Origin of the sequence: Marinoscillum furvescens DSM 4134, from assembly GCF_003386095.1 — a bacterium.
In the GTDB taxonomy this organism is placed as follows: domain Bacteria; phylum Bacteroidota; class Bacteroidia; order Cytophagales; family Cyclobacteriaceae; genus Marinoscillum; species Marinoscillum furvescens.
In genome coordinates, this window is record NZ_QREG01000018.1 from 25,226 (window position 1) to 45,344 (window position 20,119).

Genomic DNA, 20,119 nt, shown 5'->3' on the forward strand with positions numbered 1-20,119 from the left:
TTTAGGTGGTCATCTTTAGATCCCAGCTATAAAATCTTCGAGGTTGTCGCTGCGCTGAAGCCCCAGTTTTTTGCGCAGACGGTAGCGGGTAGTGTGTACAGATTCTATAGAAATCCCCAGCAGCCGTGCCATGTCCTTAGAAGAAAAGTTGAGTTTGATGAGCGCACAAAGCTTGTGGTCACTTTGTGTCAGCTTAGGGAATTTTTCACGTAGGCGGTTGTAAAACCCATCATGTACCGCCAAAAAGCGAATTTCAAACTCCTCCCAGCTCTTGTGGGTATTCAGGTCTATGCTTCTCACAAGCTTGCCTACCTCTTTGTTATCGGATTTTTTCTTTAGTTCGAGTAGTTCATTTTTTATTTCTGAAAGTAGCTCTTCGCGCTCCAGCGCATGCAATGCAGATGCCGTAAGTTCTTTGTTTTTGATGGCTAGCACTTCATTGGCTTTTTCCAGCTCTAGTGCGCGTTGGTGATTGAGGAGGCGTTTCTCAGCTTTAAATTTTGACCGGATGTACCTGTATATCAAAAAGCCCAGGACGATCAGAAATACGATTGTGCTGATCAGGATGATGAGCTTCAGTTCGGAGATGCGGTTTTCTTGCTCTAGTTGGGCAAGTCGCTGTTCTTTGATCAGGTTGGCTTGTCGTTCTTTTTCCTTGCGGTATGTGTCTTTGATTTCCAACAGGCCCTGATTGCCCTCACTCCGGACACTAAACTGCGCTTCATGTTGGGATTTGGCCAGTTGAAGGTTTTTGTATGCTTTACGAAACTCTTTTTGAGCAAAATATACGCCAGACAGGCCTTCATAGATTTCGGGCACCAGGTCCAGGTGGCTCCGGTAGGTTTCTGCCAGTTTCAATGTTTGTAGATAGTACGACTCTGCCTTCTTTAGGTTGCCCAAATCTTTGTGAATCTCCCCCAAGAAAGGATAAAGGATGATCAGGTATGAAGGGTCAAATTCAGTAAAATATCCTTCTACCACATTTAGTTTGTCCAGCGCTGCCTGCACATCGCCCCGTTTGTAAAGAATGTAGCCCCTTTCTGCTTCTATCCATCGCGGATGCCCATCTGGCAGGCTGTTAATTATTGCGCTGCAGCTGTCCAGGTATTGGCTGGCTACATCCAGCTGGTTATTCCGTCGGTAGATGGTGGCCAGAGCATAGTAGTTGTCCAGCAAAATTTGAATTTTATCTGGTTCGTTGAGCGCTGTTTTGTAAAGGTGTATGCCCCGCTTGAAATAGGAGGCTGACATGGAGCTTTTTCCATAAAAACTGTACAACCAACCGAGACCTCTGTAAACAATGGCCTCACACAAAGGACAGTCGGCGGCTTCTGCCAAAAGAAGTGCTTCCCAGTACATGTCATAGGACTGACTATACTTGGCCATGTGGGCGCGCGCATACGCCGCGTCCGACAAGCCTTTAACAGCCTGCAAAGTGTCGCGTGCGTCGAGGTAGTGCTGGGCTCTTTCGTCTAGCGCCGCTAAGGTGCTATCTGAATACAAAGTGGATGCCGGTGTAAACTCCATGCGCTGGGCAAACAGCTGAACACATCCAGTAGTGAGCAACAGGAGAAATCCTGTTAAATGTCTAGTTAGGTAATTGCTCATAGTAAGGGGTTGTTGAGTCGTACATTAGGTAATCAATCACCAATATCAGAAAATACCCCCATCTGAACATATTTTGTCCCTGCTATTTTGTTGGTATTCAGTTTTTGTCTAGTTGCTATTTCAGGTATTTACTGCCCAAATACCCTCTTTTACACTCCTATACTATTGATGGTCAAACGGCGCTCGATCCGGGAGATCCACTTCGATTTACACAGACATGCAAATGAACAAAACCACTTTTTACCTACTAATTCTTGCAGCCATTGCTACGGCCTGTTTTGCTCACCAGCCCACTAATCAAACTGATGGCAGGGCTCAGGATTTTAATTTTGACTGGAAATTCCACCTCGGTGATCTGGAAAATGCACATTTGGCCAACTATGATGACGGTGACTGGAGAACGGTCAACCTTCCTCATGATTGGAGTGTAGAGCACCCCTTTGACTCCATAAACGGTGAAGGCGCTACGGGGTATTTGCCAGGTGGAATCGGTTGGTATCGAAAGGAGTTCGAAATAGACAACATCAATGAAGTTGTCTATATCAATTTTGATGGTATTTACAACCGATCTACGGTCTATGTCAATGGACAAGAGGTAGGCTTTCACCCTTATGGATATTCACCTGTCGTGTATGATATCACCAGTTATTTGCAGGCGGGTACCAACGTGGTGTCAGTACGTGTAGATCACTCACGCTATGCAGACAGCCGATGGTATACCGGATCTGGTATCTACCGGGATGTAAAATTGATCCAAACCAACAAGCTACATGTGCCACTTTGGGGTACCTATATCACTACGCCTGATGTGTCTGCGGAGGAGGCCAAAGTGGTGACAGAAGTGACTGTTAAAAATGGTCATGAGCAGCCTCAAAACGCCGAGCTGGTGCTCACCATTGTAGATAAGGATGGTAATGAAGTGGCAAGGCAAAAACAGCAGATAACAATAAGTGCTGCCAGCGAGCAAAAAATCACCATTGACTCACGTGTTTCCTCACCATTGCTTTGGGAAATTTCCTCACCTACCATGTATGAGGCGGTGGTTACAATCGCTCAGGATGGACAGCAGCTCGACCGCTACATCACGCCGTTTGGTATCCGTACGTTTGAGTTTGACCCGGATAAGGGGTTTTCCTGGAATGGTAAAAACCAGAAAATAAAAGGCGTGTGCCTGCATCATGATGCAGGTATCGTGGGTGCAGCTGTACCAGATGGCGTGTGGCGCCGGAGGTTAGAAAAGCTCAAAGAAGCAGGCGTCAATGCCATCAGGATTTCACATAACCCGGGTTCACAGGCTTTTATGGATTTGTGCGACGAAATGGGCTTCTATGTGCAGGTGGAGTTTTATGACGAGTGGGACAACCCTAAGGATAAGCGCCTAAACATGAATGAGCGCAAAAGCAAAGACTATATCACCAGAGGGCATCATGAGTTTTTCCAGGAGTGGGCAGAGCGTGATCTCAAAACAGTCATGCTACGAGACCGTAACCATCCGTCGGTGTTTCAGTGGAGTATCGGCAATGAAATAGAGTGGACTTATCCCAGGTATAAAAATGCTACCGGTTACTTCGGTATGAACTGGCAGGGAAATTACTTCTGGGAACTCCCCCCAATAACTCCGGAGGAAATCAAAGCACGATATGATGCCAGTGAGGCGGGAGCGTATGTGCTGGCCGAAACCGCACAGAAGCTTGCCAACTGGACGCGGGAGATGGATACCACACGCCCCGTGATCGCAAACTGTATTTTGCCTTCGGCAAGTCATGTGACCGGCTATGCAGATGCACTAGACATAGTAGGCTACAGCTACAGACGAGTATTGTATGACTATGGGCATAAAAACTATCCGGACAAACCCATCATGGGTACAGAAAACCTCGGGCAGTGGCATGAGTGGAAAGCCGTGCTCGAGCGACCATTCATTTCGGGTACTTTTCTCTGGACAGGTATCGACTACATGGGTGAGTCTAACAACCAATGGCCCAGAAAAGCTACTCCTTCGGGGATATTGGATGTGACAGGCTTTGAAAAGCCACGTTTTCACATGTTTAAAACCCTCTGGAATGAAGACGAGCCACATACTTACATCACCACACAGTCTGTAGCCAATTCCATCTATCAGGTGGATGAAAGCACCGGGGAGCTAACCGAGCGCAAGAAAGGCCGCTGGAAACGTGCACTCTGGAGCTGGCATGATGTAAACGAACATTGGAATTATCAGAAAGGTGACCTGATAGCAGTGGAAGTCTACTCCAATGCTGATGAGGTAGAGCTTTTTCTTAACGATCGATCGCTAGGAAGCAAAAAACTTGCAGACTTTGAGGACCGCATCTACAAATGGGCAGTACCGTACGAACCCGGAGAACTCCGAGCGGTCAGCAAGCAAAGCAAGTCCGAAGCGGTGATAGCTACCGCTGACCAACCCGCAGCAATAGAAATAACACTAGATAAGGAGAATATTAATGCAGACGGCTATGATGTGGCACATATCGTCGCACAGCTGGTAGATGCAAATGGAAATCCCGTGACCTACGAGGAAGGGGAGCTCCATTTTGACATCAAGGGGCCTGTGAACCTGCTGGGAGTGGATAATGGCGCGCCAAGTAATGTGCAGCCTTTTCAGTCTGATAGGCTCGTAACGGCAAATGGCAAAGCACTGGCCATACTACAAGCTACACGAGTAGCTGGAGAGGTTACAGTAACCGTGTCGGGGAAAGGATTGCGCAGCGAAACGGTCACGCTATCAGTAGATTAAGTGTGATCAGTCATTAGGAAGTGAAATTTTAAAGAAATTATGAAAGCAGCATTTTATAGAAGTAAAGGGAAGTTCGAAATAGGTGAAGGCCAGCAGGTAGCGCCAGGACCGGGTGAAGTACGCCTGAATGTAGCCTTCTGTGGAGTATGTGGCACGGATGTTCACATCTTTCACGGGGTGATGGATCAGCGAGTGAGTCCACCGCAAACAATAGGCCATGAAGCTTCGGCAGTGGTCGCAGAGCTTGGCGAGGGTGTTACCAATGTGAGCGTAGGGGATAATGTCGCTGTGCGTCCATTGCATTTTGGTGCTCCACATCCTTTCGACAAAGGTCACGCGCATGTGGGCAAAAATCTCAAGTTTATTGGTATAGATAGCCCTGGTGCTTTCCAAAATAGCTGGACGGTACCTGCTTATACCTTGCATCATTTGCCGGAAGGGCTGAGCCTGGAGCATGGAGCATTTATTGAGCCACTAGCGGTAGCTTGTCACGATGTGAAAATTGGTCGAGTGCAGGCCGGTGAAAATACGTTGGTCATCGGTGGAGGTCCCATAGGCACACTGATAGCCTATGTGTTGAAGGAAAAAGGCGCCAATGTCATCATATCAGAAGTAAATGATAAGCGATTGCAGATGCTGGGTGACCTTGGTTTTCAGACCATCAACCCCCTCAAAGAAGATTTGCTTGCTCGCATCAGTGAACTGACTGAAGACAAGATGATCGACTGTGCATTTGAAGTTTCCGGGTCAGCGCCAGGGGTCAAAACTATGACTGAGGTGGTCAATGTAAGAGGGCGAATTGTGATGGTAGCCATCCATGGCGGTGAGCCAAAACCAGTAGACTTGTTTAAGTTCTTTTGGTCCGAAATTGAGCTTTTGGGAGCCCGCCTTTATGAGGAGGAGGACTATGAGGAGGCCATTCGCATAGCAGCGTCTGGTAGTATTCCTTTTGATCAGCTGATTACCAGCAAAGACACCCTGGACAATATTCAGAAAATTTTTGAAGAAATAGATCAGAATCCTGCAGGCATGAAATACCTCATCGACTGTCAGGCTTAACATCAACCAATCACTATGAGCATTATCAATAAATTCAAATTAGACGGAAAAGTAGCGCTGGTTACAGGCTGCAAGCGCGGCATAGGCAAAGCGATGGCCGAAGGGCTTGCTGAAGCAGGCGCAGACATCATCGGTGTATCTGCCAGCCTGGAGCTGGAAGGCAGTGAGGTGGAGCAAGCGGTCAAAGCCAAGGGCCGAAGCTTCAAAGCCTATCAATGTGATTTTTCGGACAGAGAAAGCCTTTACGCATTTATCTCAGCGGTAAAAAGTGATTTTCCACAAATCGATATTTTGGTCAACAATGCCGGGACCATCCTGCGGACGCCAGCAGCTGAGCATCCCGATGAAATGTGGGATAAGGTGATTGAGGTCAATCAAAATGCACAGTTTATCCTCACCCGGGAGATAGGCAAAGAGATGGTGGCCCGAGGTAGTGGCAAAGTCATTTTTACGGCTTCATTGCTCACTTTTCAGGGGGGAATTACCGTGCCAGGCTATGCGGCCAGTAAAGGCGCAGTGGGGCAGCTTACCATGGCTTTTGCCAATGAATGGGCCAGCAAAGGCGTGAATGTAAATGCCATAGCTCCTGGCTACATCAGTACTGACAATACCGAAGCGTTGCGCAATGATCCCGAACGGTCAGCTTCTATTCTTGCTCGCATTCCAGCTGGCAGGTGGGGAGAAGCAGAAGATTTTGCCGGCCCTGTGGTGTTTTTGGCCTCTGAAGCAGCAGCCTACATGCACGGCAGCATTATGCTGGTAGATGGCGGCTGGATGGGGCGCTAATCCTATTGATTTTACCTAAAAACTAAAACCTGACAACAATGTCTAGCATCAAAAACTATCAATTATACATCGACGGAGCGTGGGTAGATGCCTCCACCGGTGATACCCTAAATATCCTGAGCCCTACAGACGAAAGCGTGGTGGGTACCGTGCAAATGGGGGCTGAGGCTGATGCGCAGCGCGCACTGGAAGCAGCTGAGCGCGCTCAAAAAGAGTGGCGAAAAGTGCCTGCTCGCAAGCGCGCAGATTTGCTTCGGGCTTTTGCTGCAGAAATCAAGGCCAATCGAGATCGCCTTGCCGAGCTGCTGGTCCGTGAGCAGGGAAAGCTCCTGGCTGTAGCCAAAATGGAAGTAGAAGTCACAGCTTCGTTTATCGAATATGCTTGCGATGGTGCACGCAGTATCGAAGGGGACATCATTCCTTCTGATAACCCCAATGAGCATATCATGATCCACAAGATTCCTCGTGGAGTAGTGGTAGCCATTACCGCGTGGAATTTTCCATTGGCACTGGCCGGACGTAAGCTTGGACCGGCATTGGTTGCCGGCAACAGTGTTGTCATAAAACCCACGCAGGAGACGCCACTTGCTACATTAGAGCTCGGCGATCTGGCCACAAAGGTTGGTTTGCCAAAAGGACTGATCAACATCATTACTGGTTCTGGAAGAGTGCTGGGCAATGCGCTGGTAGAAAACCCAATCACCAAAATGGTGACCATGACGGGCAGTACACCGGCAGGGCAGCAGATTTTCAGAAAAGCAGCGGACAACCTGATTCATGTACAGCTGGAGCTTGGAGGTAAGGCACCATGTATCGTCTTTGATGACGCGGATCTGGATGCAGCCGTAGAGGGCGCCTTCCATTCACGGTTCGACAACTGCGGACAGGTGTGTACCTGCAATGAACGACTGTATGTCCATGAGGCGGTTTACGAGCAATTTATGGAGCGTTTTATGGAAAAAGTAAAGGCTTTGAAAACTGGTAACCCTATGGATGAAAGCACGACGATAGGACCGAAAGTGAATGCCAAAGAAATCGCTAACATGGAGCATTTAGTGCAAAAGAGTATCGAAGAAGGTGCTACAGTGGCTATTGGAGGTAAAAAACCTGCAGGGGCCGAGTTTGAGAAGGGATACTGGTTTGAGCCTACCATTTTGACGGATGTCACACAGGATATGACCGTCGTACATGAAGAGTCCTTTGGGCCCATCCTCCCCGTGATCAAATTCAAGGACTTTGATGAAGTAATTGCCTATGCCAACGACTGTGAGTACGGACTGGCAGCCATGGTTTTTACCAATGATATGAACAAAATCATGCGCCTCAATGACGAGCTGGAGTTTGGTGAAATCTACATCAACCGCGGGCATGGTGAGCAGCATCAGGGCTTTCACAATGGCTACAAACTAAGCGGTACTGGTGGAGAAGATGGGAAGTATGGCTTTGAGCAATACATGGAGAAGAAGACATTTTACATGAAATATAAGGCATGAGTACGGCAATCAAATCTGTGGAAACCCGACTCTTTGAGGTACCTCTGCCAGAGGTGCTCTCTGATGCTAAGCACGGGGATCACTTTCACTTTGAGCTGGTTACGGTGACCATCACACTCGAAGATGGTAGCCAGGGTACAGGCTATACCTATACCGGAGGCAAAGGAGGACACGCCATCAAAGCGATGATCGATCACGACATGGCCGTGGCGCTGCAAGGTAAGGATGGTACGGCTATAGCCGAAATCTATGATTTTCTGGAGTGGCACATTCATTACGTGGGACGAGGAGGTATAGCCTCCTTTGCGATCTCTGCGGTGGATATAGCACTATGGGATATCAAAGGCAAAAAAGCAGGGCTGCCGCTCTGGAAAATGGCCGGAGGTGCAGATCATACCTGCAAGGCCTACTGCGGAGGGATAGACCTGATGTTTCCACTGGAGAAACTGTTAAATAACATTCAGGGCTATCTGGACTGTGGCTTCAATGCTGTAAAAATTAAAATCGGTCGTGAGAAGTTAGAAGAAGACCTGGAGCGGATCAAAGCCGTGCGCGAGCTTATCGGTCCAGAGGTGACTTTTATGGTGGATGCCAACTACTCCATGTCGGTAGAGGAGGCAATCACAGCGGCCAAGGCATTTGAGTCCTACAATATTTATTGGTTTGAGGAGCCTACCATCCCAGACAATTACAAAGGCTATGGCCAAATAGCTGATGCTACAGGTATGCCACTGGCAATGGGTGAAAACCTGCATACGATCCATGAGTTTGAGTACGCCTTTGATCAGGCAAAACTCTCTTTTGTGCAGCCCGACGCTTCCAACTGTGGAGGAGTTACCGGCTGGCTAAAGGCAGCACGTATGGCCAACACTCATGGAATTCCGGCATGTTCGCACGGCATGCAAGAGCTTCATGTGAGCCTGGTGTCAGCACAGCCCAATGCCGGCTGGCTGGAGGTACATAGCTTCCCCATAGACGAATACACCATACGGCCGCTGGAGGTACAAAACCACCGGGCGATAGCTCCTGATGACCCTGGCGTGGGAGTAACCTTTGATTGGCAAAAACTCCAGCCGTATGAAAAATAATAGCGTAAGGCGGGTCTTGTTGGGTTTAGTAATTATTTGTTTTAGTAATTATACTCTTGGTTTTGGTTTACAGGATCCGCCAAACGTTATTTTAGTCATGACCGATGATCAAGGGATAGGTGACCTCTCTTGTCATGGTAATCCTTTCCTCAAAACTCCGAATCTCAATCAGTTTGCCGGTGAGGCAGTGAGCCTTACCAATTTTCACGTAAGCCCGCTATGTACACCTACACGCTCCGCGATCATTACAGGGCAGTACCCTGTTCGAAATGGCGCCTGGGCCACGTTCAAAGGCAGGGCTTCTCTGCAAAAAGGAGCTCCATCGATAGCCAGGGCTTTTAAGCAAAACGGCTACACCACAGCCCTAATAGGTAAGTGGCACCTGGGAGATAACTATCCTGCTCGCCCCACAGATATGGGATTCGACTTTGCACTGCATCACCTCTCGGGCGGCATAGGAGAGATTACAGACTATTGGGGCAATGACTATTACGATGATGTTTATTTTGAAAACAATGAGCCCAAACAATTTGAGGGATATTGTACAGATGTATGGTTTCAGGAGGCCATGCGCTGGATCGAAAACAGGGATGACAAGCCCTTTTTTCTCTACCTGCCTACCAATGCTCCACATAGTCCACTGAGAGTACCAGAAACATACGCTGCGCCGTACCGGGCAATGGAAGGGACGCAGATCATTAGCGCTGATTACCTGGGGATGCTGGCCAACATTGATGAGAATTTTGGCAAGCTAGACCGCTTTTTGGAGGCTGAGGGCCTGGCCGAAAATACCATAGTGATATTTTGTTCCGACAATGGTACACAGTATGGACACGGAAAGGGGCTCGGTTATGATATGGGGTATTCTGGTTCGAAAGGATCTGCTCTCGAAGGTGGTCATCGAGTACCATTTTTTATTCGTTGGCCTAAAGGGCAGCTTATAGGAGGGAAAAAGGTTGCTGAACCTGTGGCTCACGTAGATCTGCTGCCAACACTTGCTAGCCTGGCTCACCTTACCTTACCTGATGATTGGGTATTGGACGGCCTGGATATCTCACCATTGTTTCAGAGAGAAGCGATCCCGGACCGGGAAATTTTCATTCACCACCGGCAAGACTGGCGTGCTCCTGAGGGTGTCGCCAAAAGTGCGGTCATTTCTGGGGAGTGGCGGCTGCTAAACGGAAACCAGCTTTATGATATGACTTCCGACCAAAGGCAAGAGCGAAACGTGGCCCAGCAACATCCGGAAGTCGTCAACCGTCTACTTGCAGCACATCAGGCATTTTGGGTAGATGCTTTCGCGGCTACTCCTTTTCATCAGCTACCGCCTGCCGGTTTGGGATATGATGCCCAGGAGGAGGTTGTGTTTACCATTCAGCATGCCATCGGTGACGATGGCCCACTTTGGAAACAAGAACAAGTAGCTGAAGGGGTGAGAAATCAAAACGCCAAACACATCGTGGATGTGGCAAAGAACGGCACCTATGAGGTCGAGCTGCGCCGATGGCCTAAGGAAAACCCCGGACCGATAGGCAGTTGGCCAGCAGATACGTCGCATGGATTGCCCTACCGAAAAATAACCCCAAAAACAGCACACCTTCAGATCGGCGATTTGCGGCTGTCGAAATCAGTAGACCTGACAAAAGAGGTGGTGCGATTTCGGCTTCCGCTAAAGACAGGTGTCCACCAGCTAACGGCGCAGTTTGCTGATGATCTGGGGCGCTATGGTGTGTATTATGTCTACCTAAGAAATTCCAATTGAAACCCTAACCCTTTTTTAAATGATGAATATCAAGAAATCTTACCTGGGTGAAGTGGCGGGCCAGCATATTGATAGCTATGCGCTCACCAACGACCAGGGGCTTTGCGTGAAAGTGATGACCTATGGTGCCACCATTACTTCTATAAAATTACCCGATGGGAGTGAAATGGTCTGCGGTTTTGATACACTCGAAGGCTATTTTCAAAAGGCTTACCTTGAAAATGCACCCTACTTCGGGTGTACTGTCGGGAGGTATGCTTCGAGGATCAAAGATGGCCAGTTTGAACTGGACGGTAACCGCTATACCCTTGCCGTAAATGATGGCTCTAATCACCTACATGGTGGACTGCAGGGGTTTGATAAGCGGGTATGGCAAGCCGAAGCATCGCAAACGGATCACGAGGTGAGTGTCTCAATGCGACTCTTTAGCCCGCATATGGAGGAAGGTTATCCGGGCAATGTGTCCGTGCAGGTGACTTTTACTCTTACGCAGGACAATGCCATCCGAATACGTTATGCGGCTACCACAGATCAGGCTACACCTTTGTCACTTACCAACCATTCTTATTTTAACCTTTCCGGCTTTCAGCGAGATATCAGTGGTTTTGAAGTATCCATCCATTCAGACACCCTATTGGTGCCGGATGACACCAATGTGCCTGTTGGTGATAAACGACCTGTCTCGGGAGTGGAAGACTTGAGGTCAGGGCGCGTGCTGAAAGACGCTTTTGAGGAGCTGGAGACGGGGTTTGAGCATTTTTATGTTCTCCCAGATGAGGGTACGCTCAAAGATGTGGCAAAGGTAAGCGATCCGGATAGTGGAAGAGTACTCACGGTACTGAGCACAGAGCCAGGCGTGCTTTTTTATACCGGGTACTTTACCTCAGATAAACTCAAACGAGAATCCGGAGCGCAGTATGGAAAATACCGGGCTTTTTGTCTGGAAACCAGCCGCTATCCTAATGGACCCAATTTGCCGGAAGCTTCAGGAGCTATTACTACTCCCGAGTCACCCTATGCGAGTGAGACCGTTTTTCAATTCTCCAATATTCAGTAAACCAATTTTTTAATCCATTTACCATAAACGACCAATACCATGACAGTAGGAATTATTTGGGCACTAGCCGCAGGACTGATGCTAGGACTTTACGCCCTACCCGAGAAGTACACCAAAGACTATGCTTTTGAAAATACCTGGGCACTGTTCTTTGCCATAGCCACGTTTGTTATTCCCAATGTTGCCGGGTTTGCCCTGGTAGAAGGGTTCGTTGCCATTTTGCAAGCTATACCTGCCGGAGCATTGTGGGGAATGATCATCTCCAGCTTTTTGTGGGGGATAGGCGTGATGATGTGGGGCAAAGCCATCAACCATATCGGGCTTTCACTGGGATTTTCATTGTTCATTGGGACCATCATTCTGGTTGGTTCGTTGTTGCCATTTTTGGTAGATGGGCTTCCGGATACCAATGTGCTTATCACGATTCTCGTGGGGATTGTCATCGTCTTGATCGGTGTGGTAGCCAATGGCAGAGCCGGGATTTTGCGCCAGCGTGACGAGGGTAAAGCAGAAGTAGTAGGGCAGGGCTCTATGGCTTCAGGGATTTTTATTGCGGTTTTTGGAGGGCTACTCGCTACGGGATTTAGCTATGCCAATGCGGTAGGACGTCCGGCCATACATGAAGCCTCTATTGCGATGGGCAATGCGGAGTGGGTAACCTCTGTGGTGGTGATGTATGTCATTTACATGTCCGGGGGTGTGGCCATTGCCGCATATTTCATTTGGCAGCTCACCAAAAAAGGACTTTGGGGTCAGTTTAAAACGCCTCATTTTGGAAACAATCTCACGATGACGGGAGGTATGGCCATTTTAAACTATGTGGCCTCTGCAGCGTTTGCATATGCTGCTTTTCGTCTCGGTGAGCAGGGCAATACGGTAGGCTATGCCATCTACAATACCACCTCCGTGGCTGTAGCGATCTTGAGTGGACTCTTCACTGGTGAGTGGAAAAATGCATCCTCCAGAGCAAAGACCTCATTGTATATCGGCTTGATTGCGATGATAGCCGGAGTAGTGGTAGTAGCTGTGGGAAATAGCTTGTAGCGAATTGTACCGATTTGATCGTTTAAATAATCTTACTCCCAAGGAGAGTATTATTATCTTAATAATAGCGCTCTTCTTGGGATTTATCCTGTTTGTCACTACCAAATGAAGCCTTAAAGGCCGAAATTGTGGATGAACCAGCCGACTCTATGGAGCTGAGTAGTAGTTCGCACAAGCGGACGCTTGCGCTATTTAGGTGGAAGAATCAAGCTACTCTGTGGGTTATACCGGACCTTGAAATTACGGGCCATCAATCAGTCTTAAGTTGTTGGCGTACTTCTTTCCAGGAGAGATATTCTTCGGGCTTTGTGTTTTTGATACGCTCCCGAACGACCTCCTGTTGCCATTCTGGCACGATATAGGCATCTTCCTCAATGCCTTGGTATTTGGATTTTAAATCATTCCACTCTTGAATGGGGATAAAAACTCCGGTGGTCTGGCCGTTTTCATCTGTGATATATTGTAAACTCATGAGCGTAAGTGTTTTGTTATCCAAAGATATAGAATAACGTCCGGTTGGCTATTTCCATTTTTTCTAAGTTAGCGTTTCTGTTTACTGCCCCCAACAAGCGCAAGCGTCCGCTTGTACTCGTTTAACGGCTAATATTCTGACCTGAAATGTGCTAAATATCATTTTGCCACTTGGACTGGCGGTATGCTCCGGGTGTACGACCTAGCTGTTTTTTAAAGAGCCGCGTAAAGTAGCTGATGTTGTCCAGGCCTACTTTGGCGGCTATTTCGCTGATGGAGTAGGTGGTGGTGGAGAGCAGAAGCTGCGCGCGTTCTATTCGCTTTTCCTGAATAAACTTTACCGGACGGGTTTTTACTATTTCGAAAAACACCCTGGAGAAATAATCCGCATTGAGGTGGGCCTCATCAGCCAGCTCGGCTACAGTCAGCTCTCGGTGGAGGTTTTGACGGATGTAGCGAATGATGTTGTTGATTTTTTCCTGATTCTTTAAGGATACTGATCTGGTCACTTTTTTGCCTTTGATAAAGCGTGAAAGCAAAGCTGTCATCAGCCCTCGTGTTTCCAGAAAACTACCCGGATTCATTCGATCATTTCTAGCCTTGTAGGCCAGCATGGTGGGCACATTGTCGTAGGCTTTAGGGTCATCGTTGAGGAGCATACGGTCATCGTTGAGCTCCAGTATGCGGTCCAAAATCAAGGCATCATTAGGGTGTGCTGGCACCTCGTACAGAAATTCATGGTGATCAAAAATGCTGCCCTGATCGTCACTTTCTTCCAGTATGCTGAGGTAGTACTGCGTAAAGGTGCTTTCACACTTGTACCGACTGTAAGTATAGCTGGGGATCAGGTAGAGGTATCCCGGTTTTAGATCAAAGGTTTGCCCCGAGTGAAACACCTGCGCTTGTCCATGGGTAATCAGGTATAATCTAGAAAAAGGGCTAATGACATTATCAAAATCCCAGTGATGGTCCAGGTCGACCTTACCGGCATGAAGTAGGGAGAGGTTTAAGTTGTTAATGCTCATGTGGAGTAAAAGTCGGATTTGTGCAAATATACGTCGAGTTTGTATTTAGTCTGCTCCAGGTAGTGTAGACATCTTTGTGAACGTTACTTTTACCAAAGACTAGTTAATTTATGAACCTACCCAAGTTATCGTTGCTTCTGGTATTTATAGGTGCGCTTTTTGCGTGCCAACCGGAAATTCCTGAAGAAGTAAAAACGGCATATGAAGATTTGCCTCAGGAACTTGACTTTAACATCCATGTAAAGCCCATACTCTCGGATAAATGTTTTGCTTGCCATGGTCCGGACAAAGGCAAAATCGAAGCAGGGCTACAGCTCCACAGTGATAAAACGGCCTATGCCGAACTGGTAAACTCGCCCGGAAAGCATGCCATTGTTCCTGGCAATCTGGGTAAAAGTGAAGCATTTCATCGAATCATTGCTGAAGATAGCGAGCTGCGGATGCCACCCCCAGAGGCAAACCTCACCCTCACAGAGCGTGAAAAAGCCATTTTGATCAAGTGGATAGAGCAAGGCGCCGAGTATAAACCTCACTGGGCTTTTGTGAAACCCGAAAAATGGGGAGTGCCTAAAGTGATAAATGATTCCTGGCCGTCCAATGAAATAGATCATTTTGTGCTTGCCAGACTCGAACGGGAAGGTTTACAGCCAAACAAGCCTGCCGAAAAAGAACTTTTGCTGCGAAGACTTTCGCTAGACCTAACAGGTCTTCCACCTACACCGGAAGAAATTGCTCACTTTGTAAACAATGATGCTCCTGATGCCTATGAACAGGAGGTGGACCGACTGATAGCTTCTTCACACTATGGGGAAAAGATGGCTACAGACTGGATGGATTTGGCCAGATACTCAGACACCTATGGCTATCAGGTAGACCGGTATCGCGATGTAAGCCCCTGGCGCACATGGGTGATCAATTCGTTTAACCGCAATCAGTCCTACGACGAATTCATCACCTGGCAACTGGCCGGTGATCTGCTGCCCAACCCTACGCGCGAGCAGCTTATCGCTACGGCTTTTAACCGACTACACCCGCAAAATGGCGAAGGAGGAATAGTGGATGAAGAGTTTCGGGTGGAGTATGTGGCCGATAGAGCTTCTGTGGTGGGCTCAGGCTTCATGGCGATGACTGTGGCATGTGCCAAATGCCATGACCATAAGTATGACCCCATTTCACAAAAGAACTTTTACGAGCTGTATAGCTTTTTCAACAATGTAAACGAAACAGGCCAGATCTCGTGGGATGCAAGTGACATCCCTGTGCCTACCATGCTGCTGCCGGACGAAAAGCAGGAGAAGGTGATGAAATACCTGGAAGAAGCCATGGCAGAAAAGTCTGAGACGCTAAGCAATACCGAACAAACGGCGCTCAAAAAAGCAAATGAATGGCTCCAGCGCGAAGGGTACAAGACTTTGTCCTCCAAAGTAAGTGGCAAAGTGGCTCACTTTGGGCTAGATGGTACACTAAAGGATAATGTGAAAGGGCGGGAAGGCAAAATGGATCGGAAGTTTTCCAAAAACGAACAGCCCAATTTCGTACAAGGTAAAAAAGGAAAAGGCATTCAGTTTGATGGAGATGCCTGGCTCGATCTAAAGCCCGTGGGCATCTACAAGCGAAACGAACCTTTTTCCATTGGCCTTTGGGTCTACCTGCCAGACTCACTACAGGAAGGCGTGATTTTTCATAAAAACATGGGGTCACGACTCCACTCCTACAAAGGATATCACCTGTACCTGAGAGACAACAAGTTGGAAATGCTCATGGCCCATACCTGGCCAGACAATGCCATAGAAAAGCACATGGTCGGGGATGTGCCTCGCAATGAATGGATACACCTCACCTGGACGTATGATGGGTCTAGTAAGGCATCGGGTTTAGACCTCTACCTGAATGGAGAGCCGGTGGAAACCAAACTCATTATTGATAACCTGTACAAAGACATCATCTTTGGAAACTATGAAGATGTGATCTACAAAGACCCTATAGAGCCTGGGCTAAAGCTGGGTGGAAGATGGAGAGGCATAGGCGCCAAAAATGCTCGTGCCGATGAAGTGCAGGTTTACAGTAAAAAGCTTACTGCTCTGGAGGCAAAAGCTATAGCAAGCCCACAAGGATTTAATCAGCTTGTAAGCAAAGCACCAGATGAGCTTTCGACTTATGAAAAGGAATTACTGATCGCTCATTATGTCGCCAGACACTATCAGCCGGTTCAGGAGGTTCGTTCGGACCTGCAGGAGCTACGCACCGCCTATGTAGACACCGTAGAGCAGGTAAAGGAGCTGATGATTATGAAAGAAATGGAGGAGCCTCGCCAGGCTTATATTTTGGAGCGAGGCCTGTACGATCAGTATGGAGAAGAGGTGTTTCCAAATACCCCAGAAAACATACTGCCATTCCCTGAGGATCTCCCTCGAAACAGGCTGGGACTAGCCAAGTGGTTGATACATCCGGACCATCCGCTCACAGCCAGAGTAGCTGTAAACCGATACTGGCAAAACTACTTCGGTAGAGGCATTGTCAAAACAAGCGAAGATTTTGGAAATCAAGGGGAATTACCAACGCATCCTGAACTTTTAGATTGGCTGGCCATCCGTTTTATGGAGAGTGGATGGGACGTGAAAGCTCTTCAAAAGCTCATCGTGATGTCATCCACTTATCGGCAGAGCTCTATTCCATCGCCTGAGCTTCGCCAGAAAGATCCAGACAATGTACTTCTGGCTCGTGGGCCAAAAGCCCGGCTGACCAGCGAAATGATAAGAGACAATGCCTTAGCCGCTAGTGGTCTGCTCAATGATGAAATCGGTGGGGAGAGCGTATCGCCCTATCAGCCAGAAGGCCTTTGGAAGATGAATGGTGGAAAATATCAGCAAGACACTGGAGACAAGCTCTACCGCAGAAGTCTCTATACCATCTGGAAACGAACGGTGCCACATCCTACTCAGGCTACCTTTGATCAGCCGGAGCGCAATGAGTGTACAATCAGGCGGCAAAAGACCAATACACCGCTCCAGGCACTGGTGCTGCTCAACGACCCTACGTTTGTAGAGGCCTCCAAAAAAATTGGTGAGGATATGTGTAGGAAAGCTTCTGCTGACCAGGCCATCAAAGAGGCATACATCAAACTGACGGGGCGTACGCCAATGCCCGAAGAGCTCGCCATCCTAAAGGAGCTTAGAAATAAAGAATACGAAAAGTTTACCCAGCAGCCGGAAAAAGCCAAAGGCTGGCTAGCGGCAGGGGAGTATGAAGTAGATCCTTCATTGGATAGCAACCTGATTGCAGCGAATGCTGTGGTTGCCAGTGTAATCATTAATTCAGACGCAACAATTACCAAAAGATAAGACTTATGTGCCATCATCACGATATCATCAGATCTCAGGATAAGGAACTTCAGGAAGAAGAACGAAAGATCGACCGTAGACAGTTTCTAACCAAAACCTCAATGGGATTAGGGGCTATGGCACTGGGATCGCTACTAGGAACGGATAAACTCTTCGGTGCTGGTAAGCCAGCACTCAACGCCGGCGGTGGCTTAGGAACATTGCCTCATTTCCCTCCCAAGGCCAAACGGGTGATTTACCTGTTTCAAAGTGGGGGACCTTCACAGTTTGAGACCTTTGACTATAAACCACAGCTGGAGAAGATGTTTGGTCAGGAGCTGCCAGGGTCCGTTAGAGGAAATCAAAGACTTACAGGGATGAGTGCACAGCAGTCGTCCTTACCTATCGCCCCGTCTAAATATAAGTTTGATCAGTATGGAGAAAGTCGTGCCTGGGTGAGTGAGTTGATGCCTCACACAGCAGAGGTGGTGGATGACCTGTGTTTTATCAAATCAATGTATACAGAGCAGATCAACCACGACCCGGCCATCACCTTTTTTCAGACAGGCCATCAGCTACCAGGCCGCCCGAGTATAGGCTCATGGGTGAGTTATGGTCTGGGGTCTGACAATGAAAACCTACCGGCATTTATCGTGCTCAATTCCAAAAATGCAGGTGGGCAGCCATTGTATGCCCGCCTTTGGGGCAATGGTTTTTTGCCTACAGAGCACCAGGGAGTGCAGTTTAGATCAGGCAAAGACCCGGTGCTTTACCTGAACAACCCGGAAAACTACGACGGTCACGATCGTGCCGAGATGCTGGAATACCTCAAGCAAATGAACGAGATTCAGCACAGTGTATACGGTGACCCTGAGATCAATGCGCGCATTGCGCAGTATGAAATGGCCTATCGCATGCAGACCTCAGTACCTGAGATTACCGACATGTCCGATGAGCCGGATTATATCTTTGATATGTATGGCAAAGACAGCCGCAACCCGGGTACATATGCCGCCAACTGCCTGATGGCCAGAAGGCTGATAGAAAAAGATGTGAAGTTTGTGCAGCTCTACCACAGAGGTTGGGATCAGCATGCTTACCTTCCGGGAGGTATCAAAAACCAATGCCGAAATACCGACCAGGGTACAGCCGCTTTAATTAAAGACTTAAAGCAGCGTGGGCTGCTGGAAGATACGCTCGTGATCTGGGGAGGAGAGTTTGGACGTACCGTATACTCGCAGGGTAAACTCACACCGGACAACTATGGCCGAGATCACCACCCAAGATGCTTTACCATGTGGATGGCCGGAGCTGGGGTGAAACCGGGCTTTACATACGGTGCTACGGATGATTTTAGCTACAACATCACCGAAAACCCTGTGCACGTACACGACTTTCATGCTACGCTCCTGCATCTGATGGGGGTAGATCACGAACGACTTACCTACAAACACCAGGGCAGACGCTACAGACTTACCGACGTTCATGGACATGTCGTAAAAGATATTTTAACCTAAACACAATTCCGCTCAACCTAAAATCGATGATCAATTCCAGAAGAAATTTTGTGAAAAAAGGAGCACTGGCTGCTGGTTTAGCCACAGCTGTGCCGTCTTTTAGTTTTAATATACTCAGCAACAGAGCCGCCGACTCGCAGCTTGTAGGCCATGGCGACTACCAATACAAAGTAGTCCGGGACTGGGCCCAAATAGGCAATGCCAAAACGTCTATTCTAAACTGCCATGAGATGGTGATGGACCGAAAAGGGCGCCTACTGATGATCGGCGACCATACGGACAACAACATCCTGGTTTTTGACCGAAGTGGAAAACTGCTCGACTACTGGGGTACCAGATATCCTGGAGGCCATGGGCTTACGCTCTCGGCAGAAGGGGAGGAGGATTTTCTCTTTATTGTAGACTGTGGTTGGTATCAGGACCGCTACGGCAAGTGGCAAAAGCAAGCCGGAGTGGTGAGCAAAACCACTGTAGATGGCCGCTTGCTGTTTAACCTGCCAGATCCACGCATCACTGGCGTGTACAAAGCCGATGAGCCATTTATGCCCACCGAAGTAGCTGTAGCACCCAATGGAGATATCTATGTGGCCGACGGTTACGGGTCAGATTATATCATCCAGTACACCAGCGAAGGGGAGTATATCCGTCATTTTGGTGGGCACAGCAATGCCGACAAACGCCACAACCTACAAAATGCGCATGGTGTAGCTATCGACACACGTGGTGCCGAGCCACAGCTGGTATGTACTTCGCGCTCCGAAAACTGCTTCAAATACTTTACGCTGGATGGGAAATACATCAAAACCGTGGAGCTGCCCGGCTTATACGTGTGTCGCCCTGTGATCGATGACCAAAACATCTACGCGGGTGTTTGCTGGAGCAAAACTCGAGAAGAAAACAAAGGCTGGGTGAGAGATACGGGCTTTATTACCGTGTTGGAAGGAGACCAGGTAGTCTCTAATCCGGGAGGCACGGCCCCAGAATATAAGGGTAGCAAACTCCAACAAATGTATCAGGCAGAATCACCGATCTTCAATCATGGTCATGATGTCTGTGTAGATGGAGACAAAAACCTCTATGTGTGTCAGTGGAATGCACATCACACGCCTCCAATTAAATTAGAGCGGGTATAAT

Annotated in this window: 14 protein-coding genes; 11 read left to right on the forward strand and 3 right to left on the reverse strand. The window is 48.2% G+C overall.

The annotated features are described in order from the left end of the window. Positions 1–15 precede the first annotated feature (15 nt). Positions 16–1,608, reverse strand: coding sequence for a tetratricopeptide repeat protein (locus C7460_RS16955; protein WP_115869326.1), 1,593 nt, complete (start codon positions 1,606–1,608; stop codon positions 16–18). A gap of 223 nt (positions 1,609–1,831) precedes the next feature. Between C7460_RS16955 and C7460_RS16960 the strand changes: the two genes are divergently transcribed. Genes C7460_RS16960 through C7460_RS16995 form a run of 8 tightly spaced genes read left to right on the forward strand, consistent with a single transcriptional unit; the run spans position 1,832 to position 12,652 of the window. Next, complete coding sequence (locus tag C7460_RS16960; protein WP_245986420.1) at positions 1,832–4,363, forward strand: sugar-binding domain-containing protein; 2,532 nt, start codon at positions 1,832–1,834, stop codon at positions 4,361–4,363. A gap of 39 nt (positions 4,364–4,402) precedes the next feature. After that, positions 4,403–5,422: a zinc-dependent alcohol dehydrogenase gene (locus C7460_RS16965; protein WP_115869328.1), complete on the forward strand. Its 1,020-nt coding sequence runs from the start codon at positions 4,403–4,405 to the stop codon at positions 5,420–5,422. A gap of 21 nt (positions 5,423–5,443) precedes the next feature. Next, complete coding sequence (locus tag C7460_RS16970) at positions 5,444–6,208, forward strand: SDR family NAD(P)-dependent oxidoreductase (RefSeq protein WP_185148306.1); 765 nt, start codon at positions 5,444–5,446, stop codon at positions 6,206–6,208. A 38-nt stretch (positions 6,209–6,246) separates the two neighbouring features. Then, positions 6,247–7,701 carry an aldehyde dehydrogenase gene (aldA, locus tag C7460_RS16975; protein ID WP_115869330.1) on the forward strand — a complete coding sequence of 485 codons (1,455 nt, stop codon included), beginning with the start codon at positions 6,247–6,249 and terminating at the stop codon, positions 7,699–7,701. After that, positions 7,698–8,789 carry a mandelate racemase/muconate lactonizing enzyme family protein gene (locus C7460_RS16980; protein WP_115869331.1) on the forward strand — a complete coding sequence of 364 codons (1,092 nt, stop codon included), beginning with the start codon at positions 7,698–7,700 and terminating at the stop codon, positions 8,787–8,789. The genes aldA and C7460_RS16980 overlap by 4 nt, the downstream gene beginning before the upstream one ends. Further along, positions 8,779–10,551 (forward strand): arylsulfatase, encoded by a 1,773-nt coding sequence (locus tag C7460_RS16985; protein ID WP_115869332.1) that lies wholly within the window; start codon positions 8,779–8,781, stop codon positions 10,549–10,551. The genes C7460_RS16980 and C7460_RS16985 overlap by 11 nt, the downstream gene beginning before the upstream one ends. 19 nt (positions 10,552–10,570) lie before the next feature. Continuing rightward, a complete protein-coding gene (locus C7460_RS16990; protein ID WP_245986423.1) occupies positions 10,571–11,608 on the forward strand; it encodes an aldose epimerase family protein in 1,038 nt (345 codons plus the stop codon). 39 nt (positions 11,609–11,647) lie between these two features. Continuing rightward, the gene (locus tag C7460_RS16995) at positions 11,648–12,652 is read left to right on the forward strand and encodes an L-rhamnose/proton symporter RhaT (RefSeq protein ID WP_115869333.1); all 1,005 of its coding nucleotides are present in this window, start codon (positions 11,648–11,650) and stop codon (positions 12,650–12,652) included. A 250-nt stretch (positions 12,653–12,902) separates the two neighbouring features. Here the strand turns inward: C7460_RS16995 and C7460_RS17000 are convergent, their stop codons facing one another. Continuing rightward, the gene (locus tag C7460_RS17000) at positions 12,903–13,124 is read right to left on the reverse strand and encodes an addiction module component CHP02574 family protein (RefSeq protein WP_115869334.1); all 222 of its coding nucleotides are present in this window, start codon (positions 13,122–13,124) and stop codon (positions 12,903–12,905) included. A 151-nt stretch (positions 13,125–13,275) separates the two neighbouring features. Continuing rightward, complete coding sequence (locus tag C7460_RS17005; protein WP_115869335.1) at positions 13,276–14,148, reverse strand: AraC family transcriptional regulator; 873 nt, start codon at positions 14,146–14,148, stop codon at positions 13,276–13,278. A 110-nt stretch (positions 14,149–14,258) separates the two neighbouring features. On the opposite strand from C7460_RS17005, the gene C7460_RS17010 reads away from it, so the two are divergent. The 3 genes from C7460_RS17010 to C7460_RS17020 are packed head-to-tail and all read left to right on the forward strand — an operon-like array spanning position 14,259 to position 20,118. Continuing rightward, on the forward strand, positions 14,259–17,489 hold the full coding sequence (locus C7460_RS17010; RefSeq protein WP_115869336.1) for a DUF1553 domain-containing protein: 3,231 nt from the start codon (positions 14,259–14,261) through the stop codon (positions 17,487–17,489). Positions 17,490–17,494: 5 nt separating this feature from the next. Continuing rightward, complete coding sequence (locus C7460_RS17015) at positions 17,495–18,985, forward strand: DUF1501 domain-containing protein (protein WP_115869337.1); 1,491 nt, start codon at positions 17,495–17,497, stop codon at positions 18,983–18,985. A 26-nt stretch (positions 18,986–19,011) separates the two neighbouring features. Continuing rightward, positions 19,012–20,118 carry an NHL repeat-containing protein gene (locus C7460_RS17020; protein WP_317127703.1) on the forward strand — a complete coding sequence of 369 codons (1,107 nt, stop codon included), beginning with the start codon at positions 19,012–19,014 and terminating at the stop codon, positions 20,116–20,118. Position 20,119: the final 1 nt, after the last annotated feature.

Excerpts from the sequence above, each read along its gene's own strand:
- C7460_RS16955 (WP_115869326.1), bottom strand. The coding sequence starts at position 1,608 with ATGAGCAATTACCTAACTAGACATTTAACAGGATTTCTCCTGTTGCTC.
- C7460_RS16960 (WP_245986420.1), top strand. The coding sequence starts at position 1,832 with ATGAACAAAACCACTTTTTACCTACTAATTCTTGCAGCCATTGCTACG.
- C7460_RS16965 (WP_115869328.1), top strand. The coding sequence starts at position 4,403 with ATGAAAGCAGCATTTTATAGAAGTAAAGGGAAGTTCGAAATAGGTGAA.
- aldA (WP_115869330.1), top strand. The coding sequence starts at position 6,247 with ATGTCTAGCATCAAAAACTATCAATTATACATCGACGGAGCGTGGGTA.
- C7460_RS16980 (WP_115869331.1), top strand. The coding sequence starts at position 7,698 with ATGAGTACGGCAATCAAATCTGTGGAAACCCGACTCTTTGAGGTACCT.
- C7460_RS16985 (WP_115869332.1), top strand. The coding sequence starts at position 8,779 with ATGAAAAATAATAGCGTAAGGCGGGTCTTGTTGGGTTTAGTAATTATT.
- C7460_RS16990 (WP_245986423.1), top strand. The coding sequence starts at position 10,571 with ATGATGAATATCAAGAAATCTTACCTGGGTGAAGTGGCGGGCCAGCAT.
- C7460_RS16995 (WP_115869333.1), top strand. The coding sequence starts at position 11,648 with ATGACAGTAGGAATTATTTGGGCACTAGCCGCAGGACTGATGCTAGGA.
- C7460_RS17000 (WP_115869334.1), bottom strand. The coding sequence starts at position 13,124 with ATGAGTTTACAATATATCACAGATGAAAACGGCCAGACCACCGGAGTT.
- C7460_RS17005 (WP_115869335.1), bottom strand. The coding sequence starts at position 14,148 with ATGAGCATTAACAACTTAAACCTCTCCCTACTTCATGCCGGTAAGGTC.
- C7460_RS17010 (WP_115869336.1), top strand. The coding sequence starts at position 14,259 with ATGAACCTACCCAAGTTATCGTTGCTTCTGGTATTTATAGGTGCGCTT.
- C7460_RS17015 (WP_115869337.1), top strand. The coding sequence starts at position 17,495 with ATGTGCCATCATCACGATATCATCAGATCTCAGGATAAGGAACTTCAG.
- C7460_RS17020 (WP_317127703.1), top strand. The coding sequence starts at position 19,012 with ATGATCAATTCCAGAAGAAATTTTGTGAAAAAAGGAGCACTGGCTGCT.